General features: G+C 62.5%; 16 protein-coding genes and 3 pseudogenes. 10 read left to right on the plus strand and 9 right to left on the minus strand.

The window, feature by feature from the left end:
- Positions 1–10 precede the first annotated feature (10 nt).
- Positions 11–382: a hypothetical protein gene (locus tag H0I86_RS06965; protein ID WP_373369405.1), complete on the plus strand. Its 372-nt coding sequence runs from the start codon at positions 11–13 to the stop codon at positions 380–382.
- 140 nt (positions 383–522) lie between these two features.
- Here the strand turns inward: H0I86_RS06965 and dspII are convergent.
- Positions 523–1629, minus strand: a pseudogene (gene dspII / locus H0I86_RS06970) (enoyl-CoA hydratase/isomerase DspII); the annotation flags it as partial.
- A 131-nt stretch (positions 1630–1760) separates the two neighbouring features.
- On the opposite strand from dspII, the pseudogene ung reads away from it, so the two are divergent.
- A pseudogene (gene ung, locus H0I86_RS06975) lies at positions 1761–2452 on the plus strand (uracil-DNA glycosylase).
- 162 nt (positions 2453–2614) lie between these two features.
- Here the strand turns inward: ung and H0I86_RS06980 are convergent.
- The 5 genes and pseudogenes from H0I86_RS06980 to H0I86_RS07000 all read right to left on the minus strand — a co-directional run bounded on the left by H0I86_RS06980 (position 2615) and on the right by H0I86_RS07000 (position 8028).
- Positions 2615–3645 (minus strand): annotated as a pseudogene (locus H0I86_RS06980) (AbrB family transcriptional regulator).
- Positions 3638–5152, minus strand: coding sequence for a tripartite tricarboxylate transporter permease (locus H0I86_RS06985; RefSeq protein ID WP_180924496.1), 1515 nt, complete (start codon positions 5150–5152; stop codon positions 3638–3640). Before H0I86_RS06985 ends, H0I86_RS06980 begins: the two are co-directional and overlap by 8 nt.
- Position 5153: 1 nt before the next feature.
- Complete coding sequence (locus tag H0I86_RS06990) at positions 5154–5612, minus strand: tripartite tricarboxylate transporter TctB family protein (RefSeq protein WP_180924497.1); 459 nt, start codon at positions 5610–5612, stop codon at positions 5154–5156.
- Between the two features lie 56 nt (positions 5613–5668).
- Positions 5669–6655, minus strand: coding sequence for a Bug family tripartite tricarboxylate transporter substrate binding protein (locus tag H0I86_RS06995; RefSeq protein ID WP_009042578.1), 987 nt, complete (start codon positions 6653–6655; stop codon positions 5669–5671).
- An 80-nt stretch (positions 6656–6735) separates the two neighbouring features.
- Positions 6736–8028: an OprD family porin gene (locus H0I86_RS07000; RefSeq protein WP_180924498.1), complete on the minus strand. Its 1293-nt coding sequence runs from the start codon at positions 8026–8028 to the stop codon at positions 6736–6738.
- Positions 8029–8264: 236 nt separating this feature from the next.
- Here H0I86_RS07000 and tctD point away from each other — a divergent pair, with 236 nt between their 5' ends.
- On the plus strand, positions 8265–8936 hold the full coding sequence (gene tctD / locus H0I86_RS07005; protein WP_009042580.1) for a two-component system response regulator TctD: 672 nt from the start codon (positions 8265–8267) through the stop codon (positions 8934–8936).
- Positions 8929–10314, plus strand: coding sequence for a two-component system sensor histidine kinase TctE (gene tctE, locus H0I86_RS07010; protein WP_180924499.1), 1386 nt, complete (start codon positions 8929–8931; stop codon positions 10312–10314). Before tctD ends, tctE begins: the two co-directional genes overlap by 8 nt.
- A 17-nt stretch (positions 10315–10331) precedes the next feature.
- Here the strand turns inward: tctE and H0I86_RS07015 are convergent, their stop codons facing one another.
- Both H0I86_RS07015 and ygfZ read right to left on the minus strand, forming a co-directional pair.
- Entirely contained in the window at positions 10332–11153 is an 822-nt protein-coding gene (locus H0I86_RS07015; protein ID WP_180924500.1) for an HDOD domain-containing protein, read from the minus strand.
- Between the two features lie 37 nt (positions 11154–11190).
- Positions 11191–12132: a CAF17-like 4Fe-4S cluster assembly/insertion protein YgfZ gene (ygfZ, locus tag H0I86_RS07020; RefSeq protein ID WP_180924501.1), complete on the minus strand. Its 942-nt coding sequence runs from the start codon at positions 12130–12132 to the stop codon at positions 11191–11193.
- Positions 12133–12281: 149 nt separating this feature from the next.
- On the opposite strand from ygfZ, the gene H0I86_RS07025 reads away from it, so the two are divergent.
- Together H0I86_RS07025 and H0I86_RS07030 are read left to right on the plus strand one after the other, a co-directional pair.
- Positions 12282–12536, plus strand: a complete 255-nt coding sequence (locus tag H0I86_RS07025; protein ID WP_007930227.1) for an FAD assembly factor SdhE — start codon at positions 12282–12284, stop codon at positions 12534–12536.
- Positions 12520–12972 carry a protein YgfX gene (locus H0I86_RS07030; RefSeq protein ID WP_180924502.1) on the plus strand — a complete coding sequence of 151 codons (453 nt, stop codon included), beginning with the start codon at positions 12520–12522 and terminating at the stop codon, positions 12970–12972. Before H0I86_RS07025 ends, H0I86_RS07030 begins: the two co-directional genes overlap by 17 nt.
- Here H0I86_RS07030 and nadB read toward each other — a convergent pair.
- Positions 12941–14557: an L-aspartate oxidase gene (gene nadB, locus H0I86_RS07035; protein ID WP_180924503.1), complete on the minus strand. Its 1617-nt coding sequence runs from the start codon at positions 14555–14557 to the stop codon at positions 12941–12943. The two genes, H0I86_RS07030 and nadB, sit on opposite strands and share 32 nt — an antisense overlap.
- 570 nt (positions 14558–15127) lie before the next feature.
- Here nadB and rpoE point away from each other — a divergent pair.
- From rpoE to H0I86_RS07055, 4 genes are all read left to right on the plus strand, one after another.
- Entirely contained in the window at positions 15128–15709 is a 582-nt protein-coding gene (rpoE, locus tag H0I86_RS07040) for an RNA polymerase sigma factor RpoE/AlgU (RefSeq protein WP_007930230.1), read from the plus strand.
- A 31-nt stretch (positions 15710–15740) separates the two neighbouring features.
- A complete protein-coding gene (locus H0I86_RS07045) occupies positions 15741–16328 on the plus strand; it encodes a sigma-E factor negative regulatory protein (protein WP_180924504.1) in 588 nt (195 codons plus the stop codon).
- Positions 16329–16336: 8 nt separating this feature from the next.
- Entirely contained in the window at positions 16337–17299 is a 963-nt protein-coding gene (locus H0I86_RS07050; protein ID WP_180924505.1) for a MucB/RseB C-terminal domain-containing protein, read from the plus strand.
- Between the two features lie 246 nt (positions 17300–17545).
- Positions 17546–18973 carry a DegQ family serine endoprotease gene (locus H0I86_RS07055; protein WP_180924506.1) on the plus strand — a complete coding sequence of 476 codons (1428 nt, stop codon included), beginning with the start codon at positions 17546–17548 and terminating at the stop codon, positions 18971–18973.
- Positions 18974–19046: the final 73 nt, after the last annotated feature.

The raw sequence follows: 19046 nt of genomic DNA on the forward strand, positions 1-19046 counted from the left end.
GGAGGCCGCCATGTATCGTCGAATTCTTCTCACTGCGTTCCTGGGTTTGGCTCTTTCTGCCTGCGTTCCCTATTACGACTACGACGGAGGTTCCACTTACTACCGCTCTGAGGTCTATACGACGCCGGCGCCGGTCTACTACGGCGGCCTCCTATTATTCTTCACGGCCGCGGCTATTACGCGCCGCGTTATTATCAATCTGCGCCTCGCTACTACCAACCTGCGCCCCGGTACTACCAGCCGCGGTATTACCAACCGTCACCGCGTTACTACCAGTCGCGCGCGGGCCGTTTTACCGCGCCTACCCGAACCGTGGCTGGGAATGGCCCACCCGCCAGGGCTGGAAAACGACTACCGGCATGACGGTCCGCCGCGACCATGACGGTCGGCGTGGCGGTCGAGACTGGAGCGATCGCGGTCGCGACGATCACCGTCGTGACCGTCATCACAACCGCTGTCTGCCCACAACGAACAAGCGGCGCCTGGAGCGCCGTTTTTTTTCATGGCTGGCTTTTTAGAAGTCGACAGATCCGCCAGGGGGTGACGGCCTTCCAGGCCTTGTGGAAATGCGCCTGCACCACGGCGTCGGGGACGCTGTGATGTCCGGCCAGTGCCAGCGGGGCTTGTGGTCCTTGTCGATCAAGCGCGCCCGCACTCCCTTCGCTGAATTCAGGATGCCGGCAGCAGTTCAGACTCAGGGTGTATGTCCATCTGGAACACCTGGGCCAGGGACAGGTGCCGGGCCCCCTGGATCTGTTCCCAGACCAGGCAGGCGGTCAGCGGGCAGCCTTCGCCGAGGGTTTTTCGCCCGCCCGGGCCCAGCAGGGCATCGGAGTGATCGTGCAGCTGGCTGATGGCTCGCCAGGCACAGCGTACATCGCTGACGTCCAGCCATTCGTCGATCTGCTGGCGCCGTGGCAACCATTGGGCCGCGGGCATTTGTGCCACGGCTTCCTGTTGCAGGGCCTTGAGCAGGCTGTTGAGCTGCATCGGTGTCTGCTCCTGCCAGTTGAGCTGCAGCAGCCCGTCGATCAGCGCTTCCTGCTGGTCGTCCCGCAGGAAGCGGTCGGCCAGGTCCAGGTCGATGGCGTCGCGGCCGTTGATGTGTGCGCCGGTCAGGCCGAGGAACAGTCCGAGCTTGCCCGGCAGGCGCGAGAGGAACCAACTGGCGCCGACATCCGGGTACAGGCCAATGCTGATTTCCGGCATCGCCAGGCGGCTGCTCGGCGTGACGATACGAATGCTGGCGCCTTGCAGCAGGCCCAGGCCGCCACCGAGCACATAGCCGTGGCCCCAGCAGATCAGCGGTTTCGGGTAGGTGTGCAGGCGGTAGTCGAGACGGTATTCCGCGGCGAAGAACTGCGCGGCCAGCGGTGGTACTTCGCCGGGGTGGGCCAGGCAGGCCTGGACCAGGCTGCGCACTTCGCCGCCGGCGCAAAAGGCCTTGGCGCCGTTGCCGCGCAACAGCACGCAGACCACTTGCGGGTCCTTGGCCCAGGCTTCCAGGCGGTCGCTCAACAGATGGATCATCGGCAGGGACAAGGCGTTGAGGGATTGTTCGGCATCCAGGCTGGCAATTGCGATGCGCGCGCCGTCGGTGCCGGTGAGTTCTTCGAAGTGCAGATTCATCGTGACCTCGATCGGGAATTTGAGCGTTCAGTATGATCGCTATAGGCGAAAGTGGCGGTTCTGCGTCAGATCAATTGACAAGCGTGGTGGGCTTTCCTAGGGTGCGCCCATTGATTTTACCGGGTGCAACCATGACCGATGACGACCGTATCAAACTCGAACCCAGCTGGAAGCAGGCACTGCGTGCCGATTCGACCAGCCTTACATGGCGGAGTTGCGCGAGTTCCTGCGTCAGGAACATGCCGCCGGCAAGGAGATCTACCCGCCGGGCCCGTTGATCTTCAATGCGCTGAATTCCACGCCGCTGGACAAGGTCAAGGTGGTGATCCTCGGCCAGGACCCTTACCACGGCCCCGGCCAGGCCCACGGCCTGTGCTTCTCGGTGCAGCCCGGCGTACCGGCGCCGCCGTCCCTGGTGAACATCTATAAAGAGCTCAAGCGCGACCTGAACATCGACATGCCCAACCACGGTTACCTGCAGAGCTGGGCCGACCAGGGCGTGCTGATGCTCAATACCACCATGACCGTGCAACGGGCCAACGCCGCTTCCCACGCGGGCCGGGGCTGGCAGCATTTCACCGACCGGATCATCGAAGTGGTGAGCGAGCATCAGCCGCATCTGGTGTTCCTGCTGTGGGGTTCCCACGCCCAGAGCAAGCAGAAGCTGATCGATGCCACCAAACATCTGGTGCTGACCTCGGTACACCCGTCGCCCCTGTCGGCGTACCGCGGCTTTATCGGTTGCGGGCATTTCAGCCGGACCAACAAGTACCTCGAGCAGAATGGCGAGACGCCGATCGAATGGCGGTTGCCGCCGGTTTGATGGGCCTCATCGCGGCTAGCCTCGAGCCTGCTTGAATCAACGCAAAACCCTGTAGCCGCTGCCGCAGGCTGCGATAGGTCCGAAGGGCCTCGGCGACTCTGAACATCGCGCGCCCCTTCGGGGTCGATCGCAGCCTGCGGTAGCGGCTACAGGGGACCGGCTTCAGTCCGGTTTCTTGTCCCAATGCCGGAACAGCGGCTCGGCCAGAAACAGCACGAACAGCAAGCGCATCACCTGCATCGCCGTCACCAGCGGTACCGACAGTTGCAGGGTCTCGGCCGTCAGGCTCATTTCCGCGATGCCGCCGGGCATCATGCCCAGCGTCAGCGAACGCAAATCCAGATGAGTCAGGGCGCTCAGGGCTACGGCCGCGAGGCTGGCGATCAGCATGGTCAGCGCCGTGCCGACCAGGGTGCGGCCCATGAATGAGGGCGCGTGGCGGAAGAACTGGCGATTGAAGTGACAGCCCAGGCCGCTACCGATCAGCCACTGGCCGATCTGGCTGCCGCCGTCCGGCAGGCCGATGTGCAGGTCCCAGCCGACACTGACCGCGGCGCTGACCAGCAGCGGCCCGAACAGCCAGGGTTGGGCTGGCGCAGACGCTGCCAGAGCCAGGCGAGCAGGGCGCCCGCCGGAAACAATACGGCCAGCCAGCGCCAATCGACGCTGGCCGGATGCAATTGAGGCACGCCTTCACCGAGCAGGTATTTGAAGGCCGCCGGTACACAAGACCACCACCAGCACCCGCAGGCTTTGCCCGGCCGCCACACGGCTGAGCACCGCGCCGTTGCGCGCGCGCCGAGGTTGACCATCTCGCCGGAGCCGCCCGGCATGCTGGAAAAGAACGCGGTGGCCCGGTCCTCACCGGTGCGCCGCAGCAGCCAGACCCCGACCACGCTGGACAGGCTGGTGACCAGGGCACCGAAGAAGATCAGGCCGAAATGGCTCATGACCTGCTCCATCACCACCGGGGTGAAGTGCAGGCCGATGCCGATACCCACCACCCATTGCCCGCATTTGCGGCCGCCGGGAATTTCCCCCAGTTGCCAGGGCGTCAGGCAGCGCACCAGGATGATCGCCAGCAACGAGCCGACCATCCACGGCAGCGGCCAGCCGATCTGGCTGGCGAGGTAACCGCCGACCAGACCGACCAGGGGCGTACCCCACCACTGTTTGAAGCTGACCTCAGACATCGGCCACGGCGCGTTGCAGGGCCGAGCGCTTGCGCCAGATGCGGATCATCGGCATCAGCAGCATGATTACGGTCAGCACCCAGACGCCGACGGTGATCGGGCTGGACCAGAGGATTTCCATCGCGCCGTTGGAGATCGACAGCGCGCGACGCAGGTTCTGCTCCATCAGCCCGCCGAGGATAAAGCCCAGCAGCACCGGCGACAGCGGGAAGTCCAGCTTGCGCAGGATGTAGCCGAAGATGCCGATGCCGACCATCAGGAACAGGTCGAAGGTGGTGGCGTGCACCGCGTAGACGCCGATCCCGGTGATGATCGCGATCACCGGCACCAGGGCCCAGTTCGGCACGGCGAGGATGCGGGTGAAGACGCGGATCATCGGGATGTTGAGGATCACCAGCATGATGTTGGCGATGAACAGCGAGGCGATCAGGCCCCAGACGATATCCGGTTGCTGCTGGAACAGCAGCGGGCCCGGGGTGATGTTGTACAGCGACAGGGCGCCGATCATCACCGCGGTGGTGCCCGAGCCCGGGACGCCGAGGGTCAGCATCGGTACCAGGGCGCCGCAGGCCGAGGCGCCGATCGCGGTTTCCGGAGCCGCCAGGCCGCGCTTGTCGCCCTGGCCGAACGTGCCGCTGGCGCCGGCGATGCGTTTTTCGGTCATGTAGGCCACGGCGCTGGCCAGGGTCGCGCCGGCACCCGGCAAGACGCCCATGATGAAGCCCAGCAGGCCGCTACGGATATTCACCATGAATACCGACGCCGCTTCCTTGAAGTTGAACATCATGCGCCCGGTGGCTTTCACCGCTTCCTGGCCGCGATGGGTTTTTTCCAGCAGCAACAGGATCTCGCTGATGGAGAACAGGCCCAGTACCAGCACCACGAACTGAATACCGTCAGTGAGGTGGATGTTATCGCCGGTGAAGCGGTACACGCCGCTGTTGGCGTCGATGCCGACCGACGACAGGAACAGCCCGATCAGCGCGGCGATAAAGGTCTTGATCGGTCGGTCACCCGCCATGCCGCCGAGGCAGACAATGGCGAACACCATCAGCACGAAGTACTCCGCCGGGCCGAAGGCGATCGCCCATTTCGCCAGCAGCGGGGCGAACATCACCATGCCGCAGGTGGCGATGAGGGCGCCGATGAACGAGCTCCAGGCCGACAGCGACAAGGCTACCCCGGCCAGGCCCTGGCGCGCCATCGGGTAGCCGTCGAGGGTGGTCATCACGGTGGAGGCTTCGCCCGGGATGTTCAGCAGGATCGAGCTGATCCGGCCACCGTATTCGCACCCCAGGTACACCGCCGCCAGCAGGATCAGCGCCGACTCCGGTGGCAGGCCGAGGGCGAAGGCGATCGGGATCAGCAGTGCCACGCCGTTGATCGGGCCCAGGCCCGGAAGCAGGCCGACCACGGTGCCGATCAGGGTGCCGGTCAGGGCGGTGACCAGATTGTAGGGGCTCAGCGCGACGCCGAAACCCTGGCCCAAATAGCCAAGCGTATCCATATCAGTTCTCCAGAACGTCGAGCAGGCCCAGGGGCAGTGGCACGTCCATCACCCGGTCGAAGAGCACATACAGACCGATGGCCATCAGCGTAGTGACCACGGCGCTGGGCACCCAGCGGCCGCCATACAGGCGCGCCATCGGAATGCCGATCAGGATGCTGCTGAGAATGAAACCCAGGGGTTCGAACAGACCGGCGAAGATCAGCAGCAGGACCACGCAGATGCTGATCTTGGTCAGGGTTTCACGGTCCAGCGGCGGCTCGTCTTCGCTGTGCTTGATCGGCGCCGGGCGAAACACCATGTACAGCAGCGCCAGGCCCATCAACCCGAGCATCAGCAGGGGAAAGGCGCGCGGGCCGACCGGTTCGTAGGAAAACGCGGCCTGGTAAGGCCAGGCCATCAGTGCCAGGCCCAGGCAGGCCAGGAGCAGCACTGAGGCGAAAATGCGTTGTAAGAGCATGGCAAACTCCTGGGCCCTGCCCCCGCAAAAGGGGCAGGACCGCTAGATAGGGGCGATTACTGGATCAGGCCGAACTCTTTGGCCAGGGTCTTGTAGTCGGCCACCTGTTTCTTCACGTAGGCGTCCAGTTCCGGCCCGGTCATGGCGAACGGGAAGAGTTCGCGCTGGTCGCGCAGCTTGGCGAACTCTTCGGAAGCCAGCAGCTTGTCGAAGGCGTCTTTCCACCAGGCGTAGTCTTCGTCGCTGACCTTCGGCCCGAGATAGAAGCCGCGCACCACTGGCCAGACGATGTCGTAGCCTTGCTCCTTGGCGGTCGGGATGTCCTTCATTTCCGGTTCGTCCAGGCGCTTGTCGGAGAACACCGCGAGCAGGCGCATGTCACCGCTCTGGATATGCGGCATGGAGTCGGAAATGTCGGTACTGCCAACCTGGATGTGCCCGCCCAGCAACGCGGTGGCGATTTCGCCGCCGCCTTCCAGGGCCACGTAGCGCAGGTCGCGCGGGTTGATCCCGGCGGCCTTGGCGATCAGCGCGGTCTGCATCCAGTCCTGGCTGCCGACGGTACCGCCGGAGCCGATCACCACCGAACTCGGATCTTTCTTCAGCGCCTTGACCAGGTCGTCGAGGGTCTTGTACGGCGAGTCGCTCTTCACCGCGATGGCGCCATAACTGGTGCCGACCGCGGCCAGCCAGCGCACCGCGCTTTCATCGAAACGGCCGAACTTGCCCTGGGCCAGGTTCAGCAGCGAACCGCTGGACCAGGCCACCAGCGTGCCGGCGTCGGCGGGACGCTGGGCCACCACCGCGTTGTAGGCCACCGCGCCGACACCGCCGGGCATGTAGGTCACGCGCATCGGTTTGGTCAGCAGCTTTTCGTTGACCAGCGCGCTCTGCGCCAGTTTGCAGGTCAGGTCGAAACCGCCGCCGGGGGAGGCCGGGGCGATGCATTCCGGGCGCTTGGGTTCGGCGCTGGCGGCGAGCAGTTGACCGGCGAACAGCATACAGCCGGCGGCGAGGGCCAATTTACGCAGTGATGGGTTCATGCTTGTCTCCACAGGAGTTGTTGTTGTGTATTGCATGCCAAGATCTTTGGCAGGCGCGGCGCCTGCCAAAGGTCGGTCGATTACCAGAGCGCCAGGCTGTAGCTCACCAGCAGGCGCACTTCATCCGCATCGCGGGCCGAATAGTTGGAGCGGTAGGTGGCGTTGCGCAGGCGCACCGCGACGTCCTTGAAGGTGCCGCTTTGCACCACGTACTTGATCTCGGTGTTGCGTTCCCATTCCTTGCCGGTGTCGCCGTTTTTCAGGGCGATGTTGTCACCGCTCAGGTAGCGGGTCATGAAGGTCAGGCCGGGGATGCCGAGCTTGCCGAAGTCGTAATCGTAGCGGGCTTGCCAGGAGCGTTCTTCGGCACCGGCGAAGTCGTTGATCTGCACGAAGTTGACCAGGTACGGGTCGGCCCCGTCGAGGTAGGGGAAGGCGCTGTCGCCGGACATGTGCTGGTAGCCGGCGCTGAGTTTATGCCCGTTCAGGGCGTAGCTCACCAGGCCGTTGAGGGATTTGTTGTCGATCTTGCCGCCACGGGCCTGGCCCTGGTCGTCACTGACGGCGAAGCGCAGGTCCGTGGCGAAAGTGCCCGGGCCCATCGGCTGCGAGGCGAGCAGACCGAAGAAGTGCTGGTTGTAGACTTCGGCGAGCTGGGCGAAGTGGTAGCTGCCGGTGATCTTGTCGGTGAACTTGTAGTCCAGGCCGCCGAAGTCGAAGTGCTTGCCGGCGACGGTGCCGGCGAAGCGGCTGTTCTTGTTGTTGAGGGCGATGTCCTCGAAGTCGGTGCTGTCGCGATCCTTGGCTTTCTCCAGGCGCCCGCCGGTGAAGGTCAGGTTCTTGATTTCCCTGGAGGTCAGCAGGCCGCCCTCGAAGGTCTGGGGCAGGATGCGCCCGTCGTTGGGCTTGATGGTCGGCAGTTCCGGGATCAGGCTGCCGATCTTCAGTTCGGTGGTGGAGATCTTCACTTTGCCGGTCAGGCCGACCTTGGAGTACTCGTCGGCGGCGCGCCCGTCGTCGTGGGTCGGCAGCAGGCCGGTGCCGGTACGGTCGGGGCTGGAGTCGAGCTTGATGCCGAGCATGCCCAGCGCGTCGACGCCGAAGCCCACAGTACCGTCGGTGTAGCCCGATTGCAGGTTGAGCATGAAGCCCTGGGCCCATTCGTCGCGCTTGGATTGCTGGGCACTGGTGCCGCTGCGGAAATCGCGGTTGAAGTACATGTTGCGGGTTTCGAGGGTAGCGCTGCTGTCTTCGAAGAAGGCGGCCTGGCTGATCGGTGAGAAACCGGCAAGGGCGGCGGCACTGGCGAGGGCGGTGTGGCTGAGACGGGAAAAACGAACAGGCTGGCAAGCCTGAGGCTGCATGGACAGCATCGTGTTGTACTCCGTTATTGTTCTTATTGGCGAAAACGCATCGAGGCGTTTTTCGGGAGGCCACCGGGAGGTCGCCACGGAAGTCGAAACAATCCGTAACAGGACTCTAATGGGCCAACCTTTCGCTAACCTTTCAGCAGGCTTTCACGGTTTTCGGGCTTCACAGCAGCGGTCCCGGCTGTAAACTCCGCGGCAATTAAAAGTGCCGTCGATCCCCTGAACGAGGTAGGAAATCCATGCGCGTGCTTCTCGTCGAAGACCACCTGCAGCTGGCTGAAAGTGTCGCCCAGGCGCTCAAGAGCACGGGTTTGACCGTGGATGTGCTGCACGATGGGGTCGCCGCGGACCTGGCCCTGGGCAGCGAGGATTACGCCATGGCGATCCTCGATGTGGGCCTGCCGCGCCTGGATGGTTTCGAAGTGCTGGCGCGCCTGCGAGCGCGGGGCAAGAACCTGCCGGTGCTGATGCTGACCGCGCGCAGCGATGTGAAGGATCGGGTCCATGGCCTCAACCTGGGGGCGGACGACTACCTGGCCAAACCCTTCGAACTGACGGAGCTGGAAGCACGGGTCAAGGCCCTGCTGCGGCGCAGCGTGCTTGGTGGTGAGCGGGTGCAGCGCTGTGGAGTGCTGGCCTACGACCTCGATACCCGGCGCTTTACCCTCGGTGAAGAACTGCTGACGTTGACCTCCCGCGAGCAGGCGGTGCTCGAGGCGCTGATCGCCCGGCCGGGGCGGGTTATGAGCAAGGAGCAACTGGCTTCCCAGGTCTTCGGCTTGGATGAAGAGGCCAGCCCGGATGCCATCGAGATCTATGTCCATCGCTTGCGCAAGAAACTCGACGGCCAGCCGGTGGCCATCGTTACCTTCCGGGGCCTCGGTTACTTGCTGGAAAGCCGCGATGCATAGGCCCAGCAGCCTGCGCTGGCGCCTGTTGTGGAACCTGGCGCTGCTGCTGGTGGTACTGATGCTGGCCAGCGGCCTGAGTGCCTACTGGAACGGCCGCGAGGCCGCGGACACCGCCTACGACCGGACCCTGCTGGCCTCGGCCCGCACCATCGCCGCCGGCCTGTCCCAGCGCGACGGTGGCCTCAGCGCCAATGTGCCCTATGTCGCCCTCGATACCTTCGCCTACGACAGCGCCGGGCGGATCTATTACCAGGTCAATGACATTCATCAGAAGCTGATTTCCGGCTACGAAAACCTGCCCGGTCCGCCGCCAGGCACGCCGCGCACCGACGATTACCCGGCGCTGGCGCGGTTCTACGATGCCACCTATCAAGGGCAGAATGTCCGAGTGGTGAGCCTGCTCAAGGCGGTCAGCGAGCCGAACATGAACGGTATGGCGGAGATTCGCGTGGCGGAGACCGACGAGGCGCGGGTTCGCATGGCGCGCAGCCTGATGGCCGATACCCTGTTGCGCCTGGGCATGCTGGCCATGGGGGCCTTGTTGCTGGTGTGGTTCGCGGTCAGCGCCGCGTTGCGCCCGCTGGAGCGTTTGCGCACCGCGGTGGAAGAGCGCCAGCCCGATGATTTGCGCCCCTTGCCGCTGGTCGAGGTGCAACGCGAGCTGTGGCCACTGGTGCGGGCGCTCAACCATTTCACCGAGCGGCTGCGTGGGCAGTTCGAGCGCCAGGCGCAGTTCATCGCCGATGCCGCCCATGAATTGCGCACCCCGCTGGCAGCACTCAAGGCGCGCCTGGAACTGGGGCTGCGGGCATCGGAGCCCGAGACCTGGCGCAGCACCCTGGAAAGCGCCGCCCAGGGTACCGATCGCCTGACTCACCTGGCCAATCAACTGCTGTCCCTGGCGCGGATCGAAAACGGCGCCCGGGCGATTGCCGAGGGCGGCGCGCAATTGCTCGATCTCAGCCAGCTGGCTCGCGAACTGGGCATGGCCATGGCGCCCTTGGCTCACGCCCGGGGGATCGCCCTGGCCCTGGAAGCCGACGAGCCGGTCTGGCTGCGCGGCGAGCCGACCCTCTTGAACGAGCTGCTGAGCAACCTGGTGGACAATGCCCTGGCCCACACCAGGCCGGGCGGAAACGTGATCCTGCGGGTCAGCGCGCCGGCGGTGCTGGAGGTGGAGGACGACGGCCCGGGGATTCCCCAGGAAGACCGCGACCGGGTATTCGAGCGATTCTACCGGCGTAACTCCGATGTCGCGGGTTCCGGCCTGGGCCTGGCGATCGTCGGTGAAATCTGTCGCGCCCATCTGGCGCAAATCAGCCTGCACGACGGCGCGCAGGCGGGACTGAAGGTGCGGGTGAGTTTTAACGCAGGCTAGAGGCTGGCGGTACAGGTTCAGTAGAACATTGACTGCGATTCGGCCAGATCGCTGCACATCACCTTGTTCTCGGGGTCGATCCCGAGCTTTTTGAAGGCCGGCACGCTGAGGATATCGATCTTCGCCAGCGGGTGGTTGGTGTCCTTGTGGCAATACAGGCTGGCGACCTGCACCAGGTCGACGTAATCCACACGTACGGACTGGCGCTTGAAGTCCAGGTACTGCCCCGGCAATTTGGCCAGCTGTTCCGGAAACTCCCAGACCTGTAGCAGCTTGTCGCCCAGTAACGGGTGGATGCGTTCGATCACGTGGTTGAGGCTGACCGGGTCGGACAGCAGCTCATAGTGATCTTCCGCATAGGTCAGGATCGGCAGCACGCCGATCTGATGCACCAGTCCGCCAAGGGCGGCCTGGTCGGGTTTCAACTGGGTATGGCTGCGGCACAGGGCATAGCTGACGCCGGCCACTTCCAGGCTTTTGCGCCAGACGTCGTGCATTTTCTGCGCGATTACCTCCGAGCGGGCATGGAAAATCTGCTCCATGACCAGGCCGATGGCCAGGTTGCTGCTGTAATTGACACCCAGCCGGGTAATCGCGGTGTGCAGGTCGGTGACTTCCTGGGTGGCGCGCAGCAGCGGGCTGTTGACCACTTTGATCAGGCGCGCCGACAGCGCCGTATCACGGCCAATCACTTTGCTCAGGGTGCTGACGCTGATTTCCGGATCTTCAGCGGCCCGGCGAATCTGCAGGGCCACTTCCGGTAATGTTGGCAGAACCAGGTCATCGTTATCGATGGCCTCAACCAAATCCTGTTGGACCTTTTCCGCCAGCTCACTCATTTCTGTTCTCTAGGGGTGTTGCAGGAAGTTGCGGCGATCAGCGCTGGATTTCTCGATCGCGATCCAGCTGGTAAGGCAGGTCCAGCAGCTGCAGCCCGGGACCTTCAAGCGCGCCGAGATGGAGATTGCCATCCTCTGCGGCTTCGGCTTGCAGTACGGCCAGGAGTTCAATGTTTTGTTCGGCACGCGCGGCGATCACCACTTCGCCGATGGAGCTGCCGTGGGTCGGGGAGAACAGCGGGGTGCCGGGTTCCGGCAGCTCTTCGACGTTCAGGGCCAGGCGGTACAGGCGGCGCTTGAGTTTGCCCAGGTACTGCATGCGGGCGACGATTTCCTGGCCGGTGTAGCAGCCTTTCTTGAAACTGACGCCGCCGATGGCCTGCAGATTGAGCATTTGCGGGATGAACAGCTCGCGGGTGGCCGGCATGACCTGGCCGATACCGGCGCGGATCTGGCCCAGCAACCATTGATTGAGATCGCCTTCGGGCAGTTGCGCGGTCAGCTTTTCGCGCAGGTCTTCAGCTTTATCTGCCGGGGCCCAGAGCTCGGCCCGGTCCGCTGAGGCACGAATGGCGATCAGGCCGTCGTTGCGGGCGACCGCGCCGTCTTCCGCCGGCAGTTCCAGCCCGAGGCCGGCCAGCAGCGCATCGGCGTTGCCCAGGCCGAAGCGTACCCACAGGGCGCTTTCATCACTGAGCTTGGCCTTGGAAAACACCGCGTATTTTTTCAGGTCCGCCAGTTGCGGCTCCAGCAGCTCGGTGGCCATGGCCAGCAGGCAGCCATCGCCTTCGAGCAGGATACGAAAGCTCGATTGCATGCGGCCTTTCTGGGTGCAACGAGCGCCCAGGCTGGATTGGCTATCGCTGAGGTAATTGAGGTTGCAGGTCAGCTGGCCCTGAAGGAACTTGCTGGCATCGGGGCCGCGGACGGCGAGAATGCCCTCGTGGGACAGTGAGCAGAAAAAAGCGGAATCAGCCATGGGTCATCGCAGGGTAAAAAGTCTGGCGAACATCATAAGGTGGTGCCCTTGAAATGGGTAGTTCACAAAGGATGGGTGGCGACCGACCAAAGCCGACTGTTCTGGCGTCCGTCGGGCTGTATACTTGCGCTCTATTTGAGGAGCGCTCCATGGTCGAAGATGTTGAACTGAACCGCCTCTATTGGCACAGCCGCCGCGGCATGCTGGAACTGGACGTGTTGCTGGTGCCATTCGTGAAAGAAGTCTATCCGCATCTGAACGATGTTGACCGTGCCTGCTACGTCAGGCTGCTCGAATGCGAAGACCAGGACATGTTCGGCTGGTTCATGGAACGCTCCGAATCCGAAGATCCCGAGCTGCAACGCATGGTCCGCATGATCCTGGATCGTGTCCAACCCAAGTAACACCTTCGAATGCCGCTGGCAGCCTTCCAGGCAATTGCTGGCGGCCTATCTCCTGGCCCAGCTGTTCGCGCTGGGCGCCTTGCTGATGCTCGATATTCCGTTCTGGGCCCGTCTGCTCGGGGTTGTGTTGTGCCTGGGCCACGGAGTCTGGGCGTTGCCTCGGCGGATTCTGCTGAATCATCCCTCGGCTTTCAGCGGTCTGCGTCGCGATGCCGATGGCTGGCAATTGTGGTGCGCGGGGCAGGGCTGGCGGCCGGTGCAACTGTGCCCTGACAGCCTGGCGCTGCCGTTGCTGGTGGTGTTGCGTTTTCGCCTGCCGGGCGAGCGCTGGGTGAGGTCGGTCTGTGTGCCGCGGGATGCGCAGGCGGCCGATGTGCATCGGCGCCTGCGCGTGCGGCTCAAGTTCAGTCGCCGTAGGTGGGTGGCACCAGAATAGTGTCCAGTGCTTCGGGCAGCAGGTTCGGGTAGTCGAGAGTGTAATGCAGGCCACGGCTTTCCTTGCGCTCCATGGCCGAGCGAATCATCAGCTCGGCGACCTGGGCCAGGTTGCGCAACTCGATCAGGTCGCGGCTGACCTTGTAGTTGCTGTAGAACTCATCGATTTCGTCCAGCAGCAGGCGCACCCGGTGCTGAGCCCGTTGCAGGCGCTTGTTGGTGCGCACGATGCCGACATAGTCCCACATGAATCGCCGCAGTTCGTCCCAGTTGTGCGCAATGATCACGTCCTCGTCGGAATCGGTGACCTGGCTGGCGTCCCAGGCGGGCAGGGCGATCGGAATGGCGATCTGCGGCAGTTGCTCGAGAATGTCGGCGGCCGCGGAACGGGCATAGACGAAGCATTCCAACAGCGAGTTGCTGGCCATGCGGTTGGCGCCGTGCAGGCCGGTGAAGCTGGTTTCGCCAATGGCATACAGGCCCGGAACGTCGGTGCGGCCCTGCTGGTCGACCATAACCCCGCCGCAGGTGTAGTGCGCGGCCGGTACCACCGGGATCGGCTGCTTGGTGATGTCGATGGAGAACTCCAGGCAGCGCTCGTACACGGTCGGGAAGTGGCTTTTGATAAAGGCTTCCGGCTTGTGGCTGATGTCCAGGTACACGCAATCGATACCCAGGCGCTTCATTTCATGGTCGATGGCTCGGGCGACGATATCCCGCGGCGCCAGTTCGGCACGCGGGTCGAAGCGCGGCATGAAGCGTTCGCCGTTGGGCAGCTTCAGGTGCGCGCCCTCGCCGCGCAGGGCTTCGGTGATCAGGAAGCTCTTGGCCTGCGGATGGTAGAGGCAGGTCGGGTGGAACTGGTTGAACTCCAGGTTGGCCACCCGGCAGCCCGAACGCCAGGCCATGGCGATGCCATCGCCACAGGCGCCATCGGGGTTGCTGGTATAGAGATAGACCTTGGCGGCACCGCCGGAAGCGAGGATGACAAAGCGCGCACCGTAGGTGTCGACTTCACCGGTGGCGCGGTTGAGTACATAGGCGCCGAGGCAGCGATCGCCTTCCAGCCCCAGGCGTTTTTCGGTAATCAGATCGACGGCGACCCGCTGTTCCAGCAGTTCGATGTTCGAGCGTTGCCGGGCCTGGTCCAGCAATGTCGTGAAGATGGCCGCGCCGGTGGCGTCGGCGGCATGGATGATGCGGCGATGGCTGTGGCCGCCTTCGCGGGTCAGGTGGAATTCGAAACCACGGTCTTCATTGCCCGATTGTTCGTCACGGGTGAAGGGCACGCCCTGATCGATCAGCCACTGAATGGCCTCGCGGCTATGCTCGACGGTAAACCGTACCGCGTCTTCGTGGCACAGGCCGCCGCCGGCATTGAGGGTGTCGTCGACGTGGGATTCGACGGTATCGGTGTCGTCCAGCACCGCTGCGACGCCACCCTGAGCCCAATAAGTCGAGCCATTGGCGAGATCGCCCTTGCTCAATACGGCAATGCGCAGATGACCGGGCAAGGTCAGCGCAAGGCTCAAACCGGCAGCGCCGCTGCCTATCACCAGAACATCATGTTGAAACTGTTGGCTCATTGGAAGATTCCGCTCAAAAGCGACCCGGGTCGGGGTTGGCGCAAGACGCCTGGATCGGCGAGTCAAAGCAGCCATGCAGCCCACTAGTATATAGAGGGGGGGATCGGCACAATAGCGGTGCCTGCGTGGCATTATGAAATTATGGGCGCGGGAAAGGCGGTGTTGCGAGGCAGTGATGGGTGGCTCGATTTTTCCGTCAAGTCGGGGAGCTGGCGACTGTATCGAAGATGTAGCAACCTTTTTCTCTTCATGGTTACACAATGTTCGCTCTGCAAGGCTATAAAGATTGGGAACTTTTGACACGGCCCCAAACTCAATAGAAGGTTGCCTGATAGAAGGGACAGCGTCGGTTTTTATGCAGGACTTGTGTTGTGGTCATGCAACTCAATTCGACGACAGGATTATTCGCGCAGCCGGCCTTGCCCGCGCTGCGTTTTTCGTGCGTGCCAAATCAGAGCCCGCAGGAAACTTGCTTGGAGGGGGAGAACTTTTGCGAAAAGCCCGAGTCTATGTTTGCAAGCCTGATCGTTTAGTTATGCAAGCCTCCTCCGAGCTTATCGAGGAGTGTTCATGCTAACCCAGGAAGAGGATCAGCAGCTGGTCGAGCGCGTTCAGCGCGGCGACAAGCGAGCTTTCGATCTGCTAGTGCTGAAATACCAGCACAAAATTCTCGGGTTGATCGTGCGTTTTGTGCACGACACCCATGAAGCCCAGGATGTTGCACAAGAAGCCTTTATCAAGGCTTACCGTGCGCTTGGTAATTTCCGCGGTGACAGTGCGTTTTATACGTGGCTGTATCGTATCGCCATCAACACGGCGAAAAACTATCTGGTTTCACGCGGTCGCCGGCCGCCGGATAGCGATGTCAGTTCCGAGGATGCGGAGTTCTACGATGGCGATCATGGCCTCAAGGATCTCGAATCGCCGGAGCGCGCATTGCTGCGGGATGAGATCGAAGGCACCGTCCATCGAACCATTCAGCAACTGCCAGAAGATTTGCGTACGGCTTTAACTTTACGTGAATTCGATGGTCTGAGTTACGAGGACATTGCCAGCGTCATGCAATGTCCGGTGGGTACCGTGCGCTCCCGGATTTTCCGCGCTCGGGAAGCCATCGATAAAGCCCTGCAGCCGTTGTTGCAGGAAACCTGAGACAGCGGCGACAGCCAAGAGAGGAACCGCCATGAGTCGTGAAGCCCTGCAGGAATCGCTGTCCGCGGTGATGGATAACGAAGCGGACGAACTGGAATTGCGTCGGGTATTGAATGCCGTCGACGAAGTGGAAACCCGTGAGACCTGGGCTCGTTACCAGATCGCCCGGGCGGCCATGCACAAGGAATTGCTGCTTCCGCGTCTGGACATCGCCGCGGCCGTTTCTGCTGCGCTGGCTGACGAAGCCGTACCGGCCAAGGCCACTCGTGGTCCATGGCGCAGCCTGGGTCGCCTGGCTGTTGCCGCTTCGGTGACCGTTGCCGTGCTGGCGGGTGTTCGCCTATACAACCAGGACGAGATCGCTGGTGTCGAACTGGCGCAGCAATCGAACCAGCCAACCCTGGCCGCTCCTCAAGTAAAAGGCCCAGCTGTATTGGCCGGCTACAATGAGAGTTCGGAAGCCACAGGCCCTATGGCCAGCGGCGTATTGCAAGGTCAGCCAGGCTGGCACGATCAGCGTCTGCCAAGCTACCTGCGTCAGCATGCTCAACAAGCTGCACTGAAGGGCACTGAAAGCGCTCTGCCTTATGCTCGTGCGGCGAGCCTGGAAAACCGTTAAGGAGGATCATGCGCGCCATCCCTCTACTCTCGCTTCTGCTCAGTGGCTGGTTCATTGTTCCAGCCCACGCCGACGAAGCTCAGGATTGGTTGAAACGTCTTGGGCAAGCCGAACAGCAGCAAAGCTTCCAGGGTACTTTCGTCTACGAGCGTAACGGTAGTTTTTCTACCCATAACATCTGGCATCGCGTCCAGGATGGCCAGGTCCGCGAGCGGTTGATTCAGCTCGACGGTTCCGCTCAAGAGGTTGTGCGTGTTGATGGGCGTACCCAATGTGTCAGCGGTACGCTGGTGGCTGGACTGGGGGATGCCCCCAACGCTTCGGCCCACTCACTCGATCCAGAAAAGCTCAAGAATTGGTACGACCTTGCCGTCATCGGCAAGTCGCGTGTGGCTGGGCGTGCAGCGGTCATTGTTTCCCTGACCCCGCGGGACCAGCACCGTTATGGTTTTGAATTGCATCTGGACCGCGAAACGGGCCTACCGCTGAAATCGTTGCTATTGAACGATAAGGGGCAGTTGCTCGAGCGCTTCCAGTTCACTCGCCTGGATACGGCGGATGTGCCGAAGGACAGCGAGTTGCAGGCCAGCGCCGAATGCAAGGCTGTGGCCCTGGACAGCGACAAGGCTTCCGCGGTGAAGGCTGCGCAGGCCTGGCATTCCGACTGGTTGCCACCAGGCTTCGAGTTGACCAGCAGCAGTGCGCGCAAGGATCCCGAGACCAAGGCCATGGTCAACAGCCTGATGTATGACGATGGCCTGGCCCGCTTCTCGGTGTTCCTCGAGCCGCTCAATGGTGCGACGGTGACCGACACCCGTACTCAACTGGGCCCGACCGTGGCGGTATCCCGGCGCCTGACCACGCCTGAAGGCGAAATGATGGTAACGGTGGTGGGTGAGATCCCTATCGGCACCGCCGAACGGATCGCCTTGTCGATGCGTACCGACGCCGCTGCGCCCAAGGCGCAGTGAGTACAGCCCCAGGTGTTCATCGAGCGTTAATGTTGGTTGTGTAAGAGGTCTGCAATGCCAGCTCTGCAATCGAGATATCTAAATGTTCGGTGAACATTTTCATTTGCAAAACCCCCTGTTTTTTCTTATAGGTCAGAGCCACTAGGTTCTGGCCTTGTTTGTCGTTTCCGGGACAAAATTACTGCGCGAGTCGCCTGGTATTTCTTGTCCCTATCGCTTAACCACGCTCGTTGTAATGGGAGCCGTATGTCGATACCACGTTTGAAATCCTATCTCTCCATTTTCGCTACTGTGCTGGTGCTCGGTCAGGCCGTTACCGCGCAGGCGGCGGACTTGCCTGACTTCACGCAACTGGTCGAGCAGGCATCGCCCGCGGTGGTCAATATCAGTACCACGCAGAAGCTCCCGGACCGCCAGGTTTCCGCCCAGATGCCGGATCTCGAAGGCTTGCCGCCGATGCTGCGCGAGTTTTTCGAGCGTGGCATGCCGCCGCAGCCACGTTCGCCACGGGGCGATCGCCAGCGTGAAGCCCAGTCCCTGGGTTCTGGCTTCATCATTTCCTCGGATGGTTACATCCTGACCAATAACCATGTGATTGCCGACGCGGATGAAATCCTTGTCCGCCTGGCTGACCGCAGCGAACTGAAAGCCAAGCTGATCGGTACCGATCCACGCTCCGACGTGGCATTGCTGAAAATCGATGGCAAGGACCTGCCGGTGCTGAAACTGGGCAAATCCCAGGACCTGAAGGCCGGCCAGTGGGTAGTGGCCATCGGTTCGCCGTTTGGTTTTGACCACACCGTGACCCAGGGCATCGTCAGCGCCATCGGTCGTAGCCTGCCGAACGAAAACTACGTGCCGTTCATCCAGACCGACGTGCCGATCAACCCGGGTAACTCCGGTGGTCCGCTGTTCAACCTGGCCGGTGAAGTGGTGGGTATCAACTCGCAGATCTATACCCGTTCCGGCGGCTTCATGGGTGTGTCCTTCGCTATCCCGATCGATGTCGCCATGGACGTTTCCAACCAGCTGAAAGCCGGTGGCAAAGTCAGCCGCGGCTGGCTGGGCGTGGTCATCCAGGAAGTGAACAAGGATCTGGCGGAATCCTTCGGCCTGGAGAAACCGGCCGGTGCGCTGGTGGCTCAGATCCAGGACGATGGCCCGGCGGCCAAGGGCGGCCTGCAGGTGGGCGATGTGATCCTGAGCATGAACGGTCAACCGATCATCATGTCGGCGGACCTGCCGCATCTGGTGGGTGCCCTCAAGGCGGGCGCGAAAGCCAACCTTGAAGTGATTCGTGACGGCAAACGCAAGAACGTCGAATTGACCGTTGGTGCGATTCCGGACGAAGACAAGACCCTGGATGTCATCAGCAAGTCCGGTGTCGAGCGCAGCAGCAACCGTCTGGGTGTTGCGGTGGTCGAGCTGACCGATGAGCAGAAGAAAGCCTACGACCTCAAGGGCGGTGTGGTGATCAAGGAAGTTCAGGACGGCCCGGCCGCGCTGATCGGCCTGCAGCCGGGCGATGTGATCACTCACCTGAACAATCAGGCGATCACTTCGACCAAGAACTTCACTGAAATCGCCCAGGCGCTGCCGAAGAACCGTTCGGTATCGATGCGTGTTCTGCGTCAGGGGCGCGCCAGCTTCATTACCTTCAAGCTGGCCGAGTAATCCGCTTAGCGGGTTGATCGCGCAATAAAAAGCCCGCCTCGAAAGAGGCGGGCTTTTTTGTGGGCGCCGATGG

It is taken from the genome of Pseudomonas chlororaphis subsp. aurantiaca, assembly GCF_013466605.1.
GTDB lineage: Bacteria > Pseudomonadota > Gammaproteobacteria > Pseudomonadales > Pseudomonadaceae > Aquipseudomonas > Aquipseudomonas chlororaphis_I.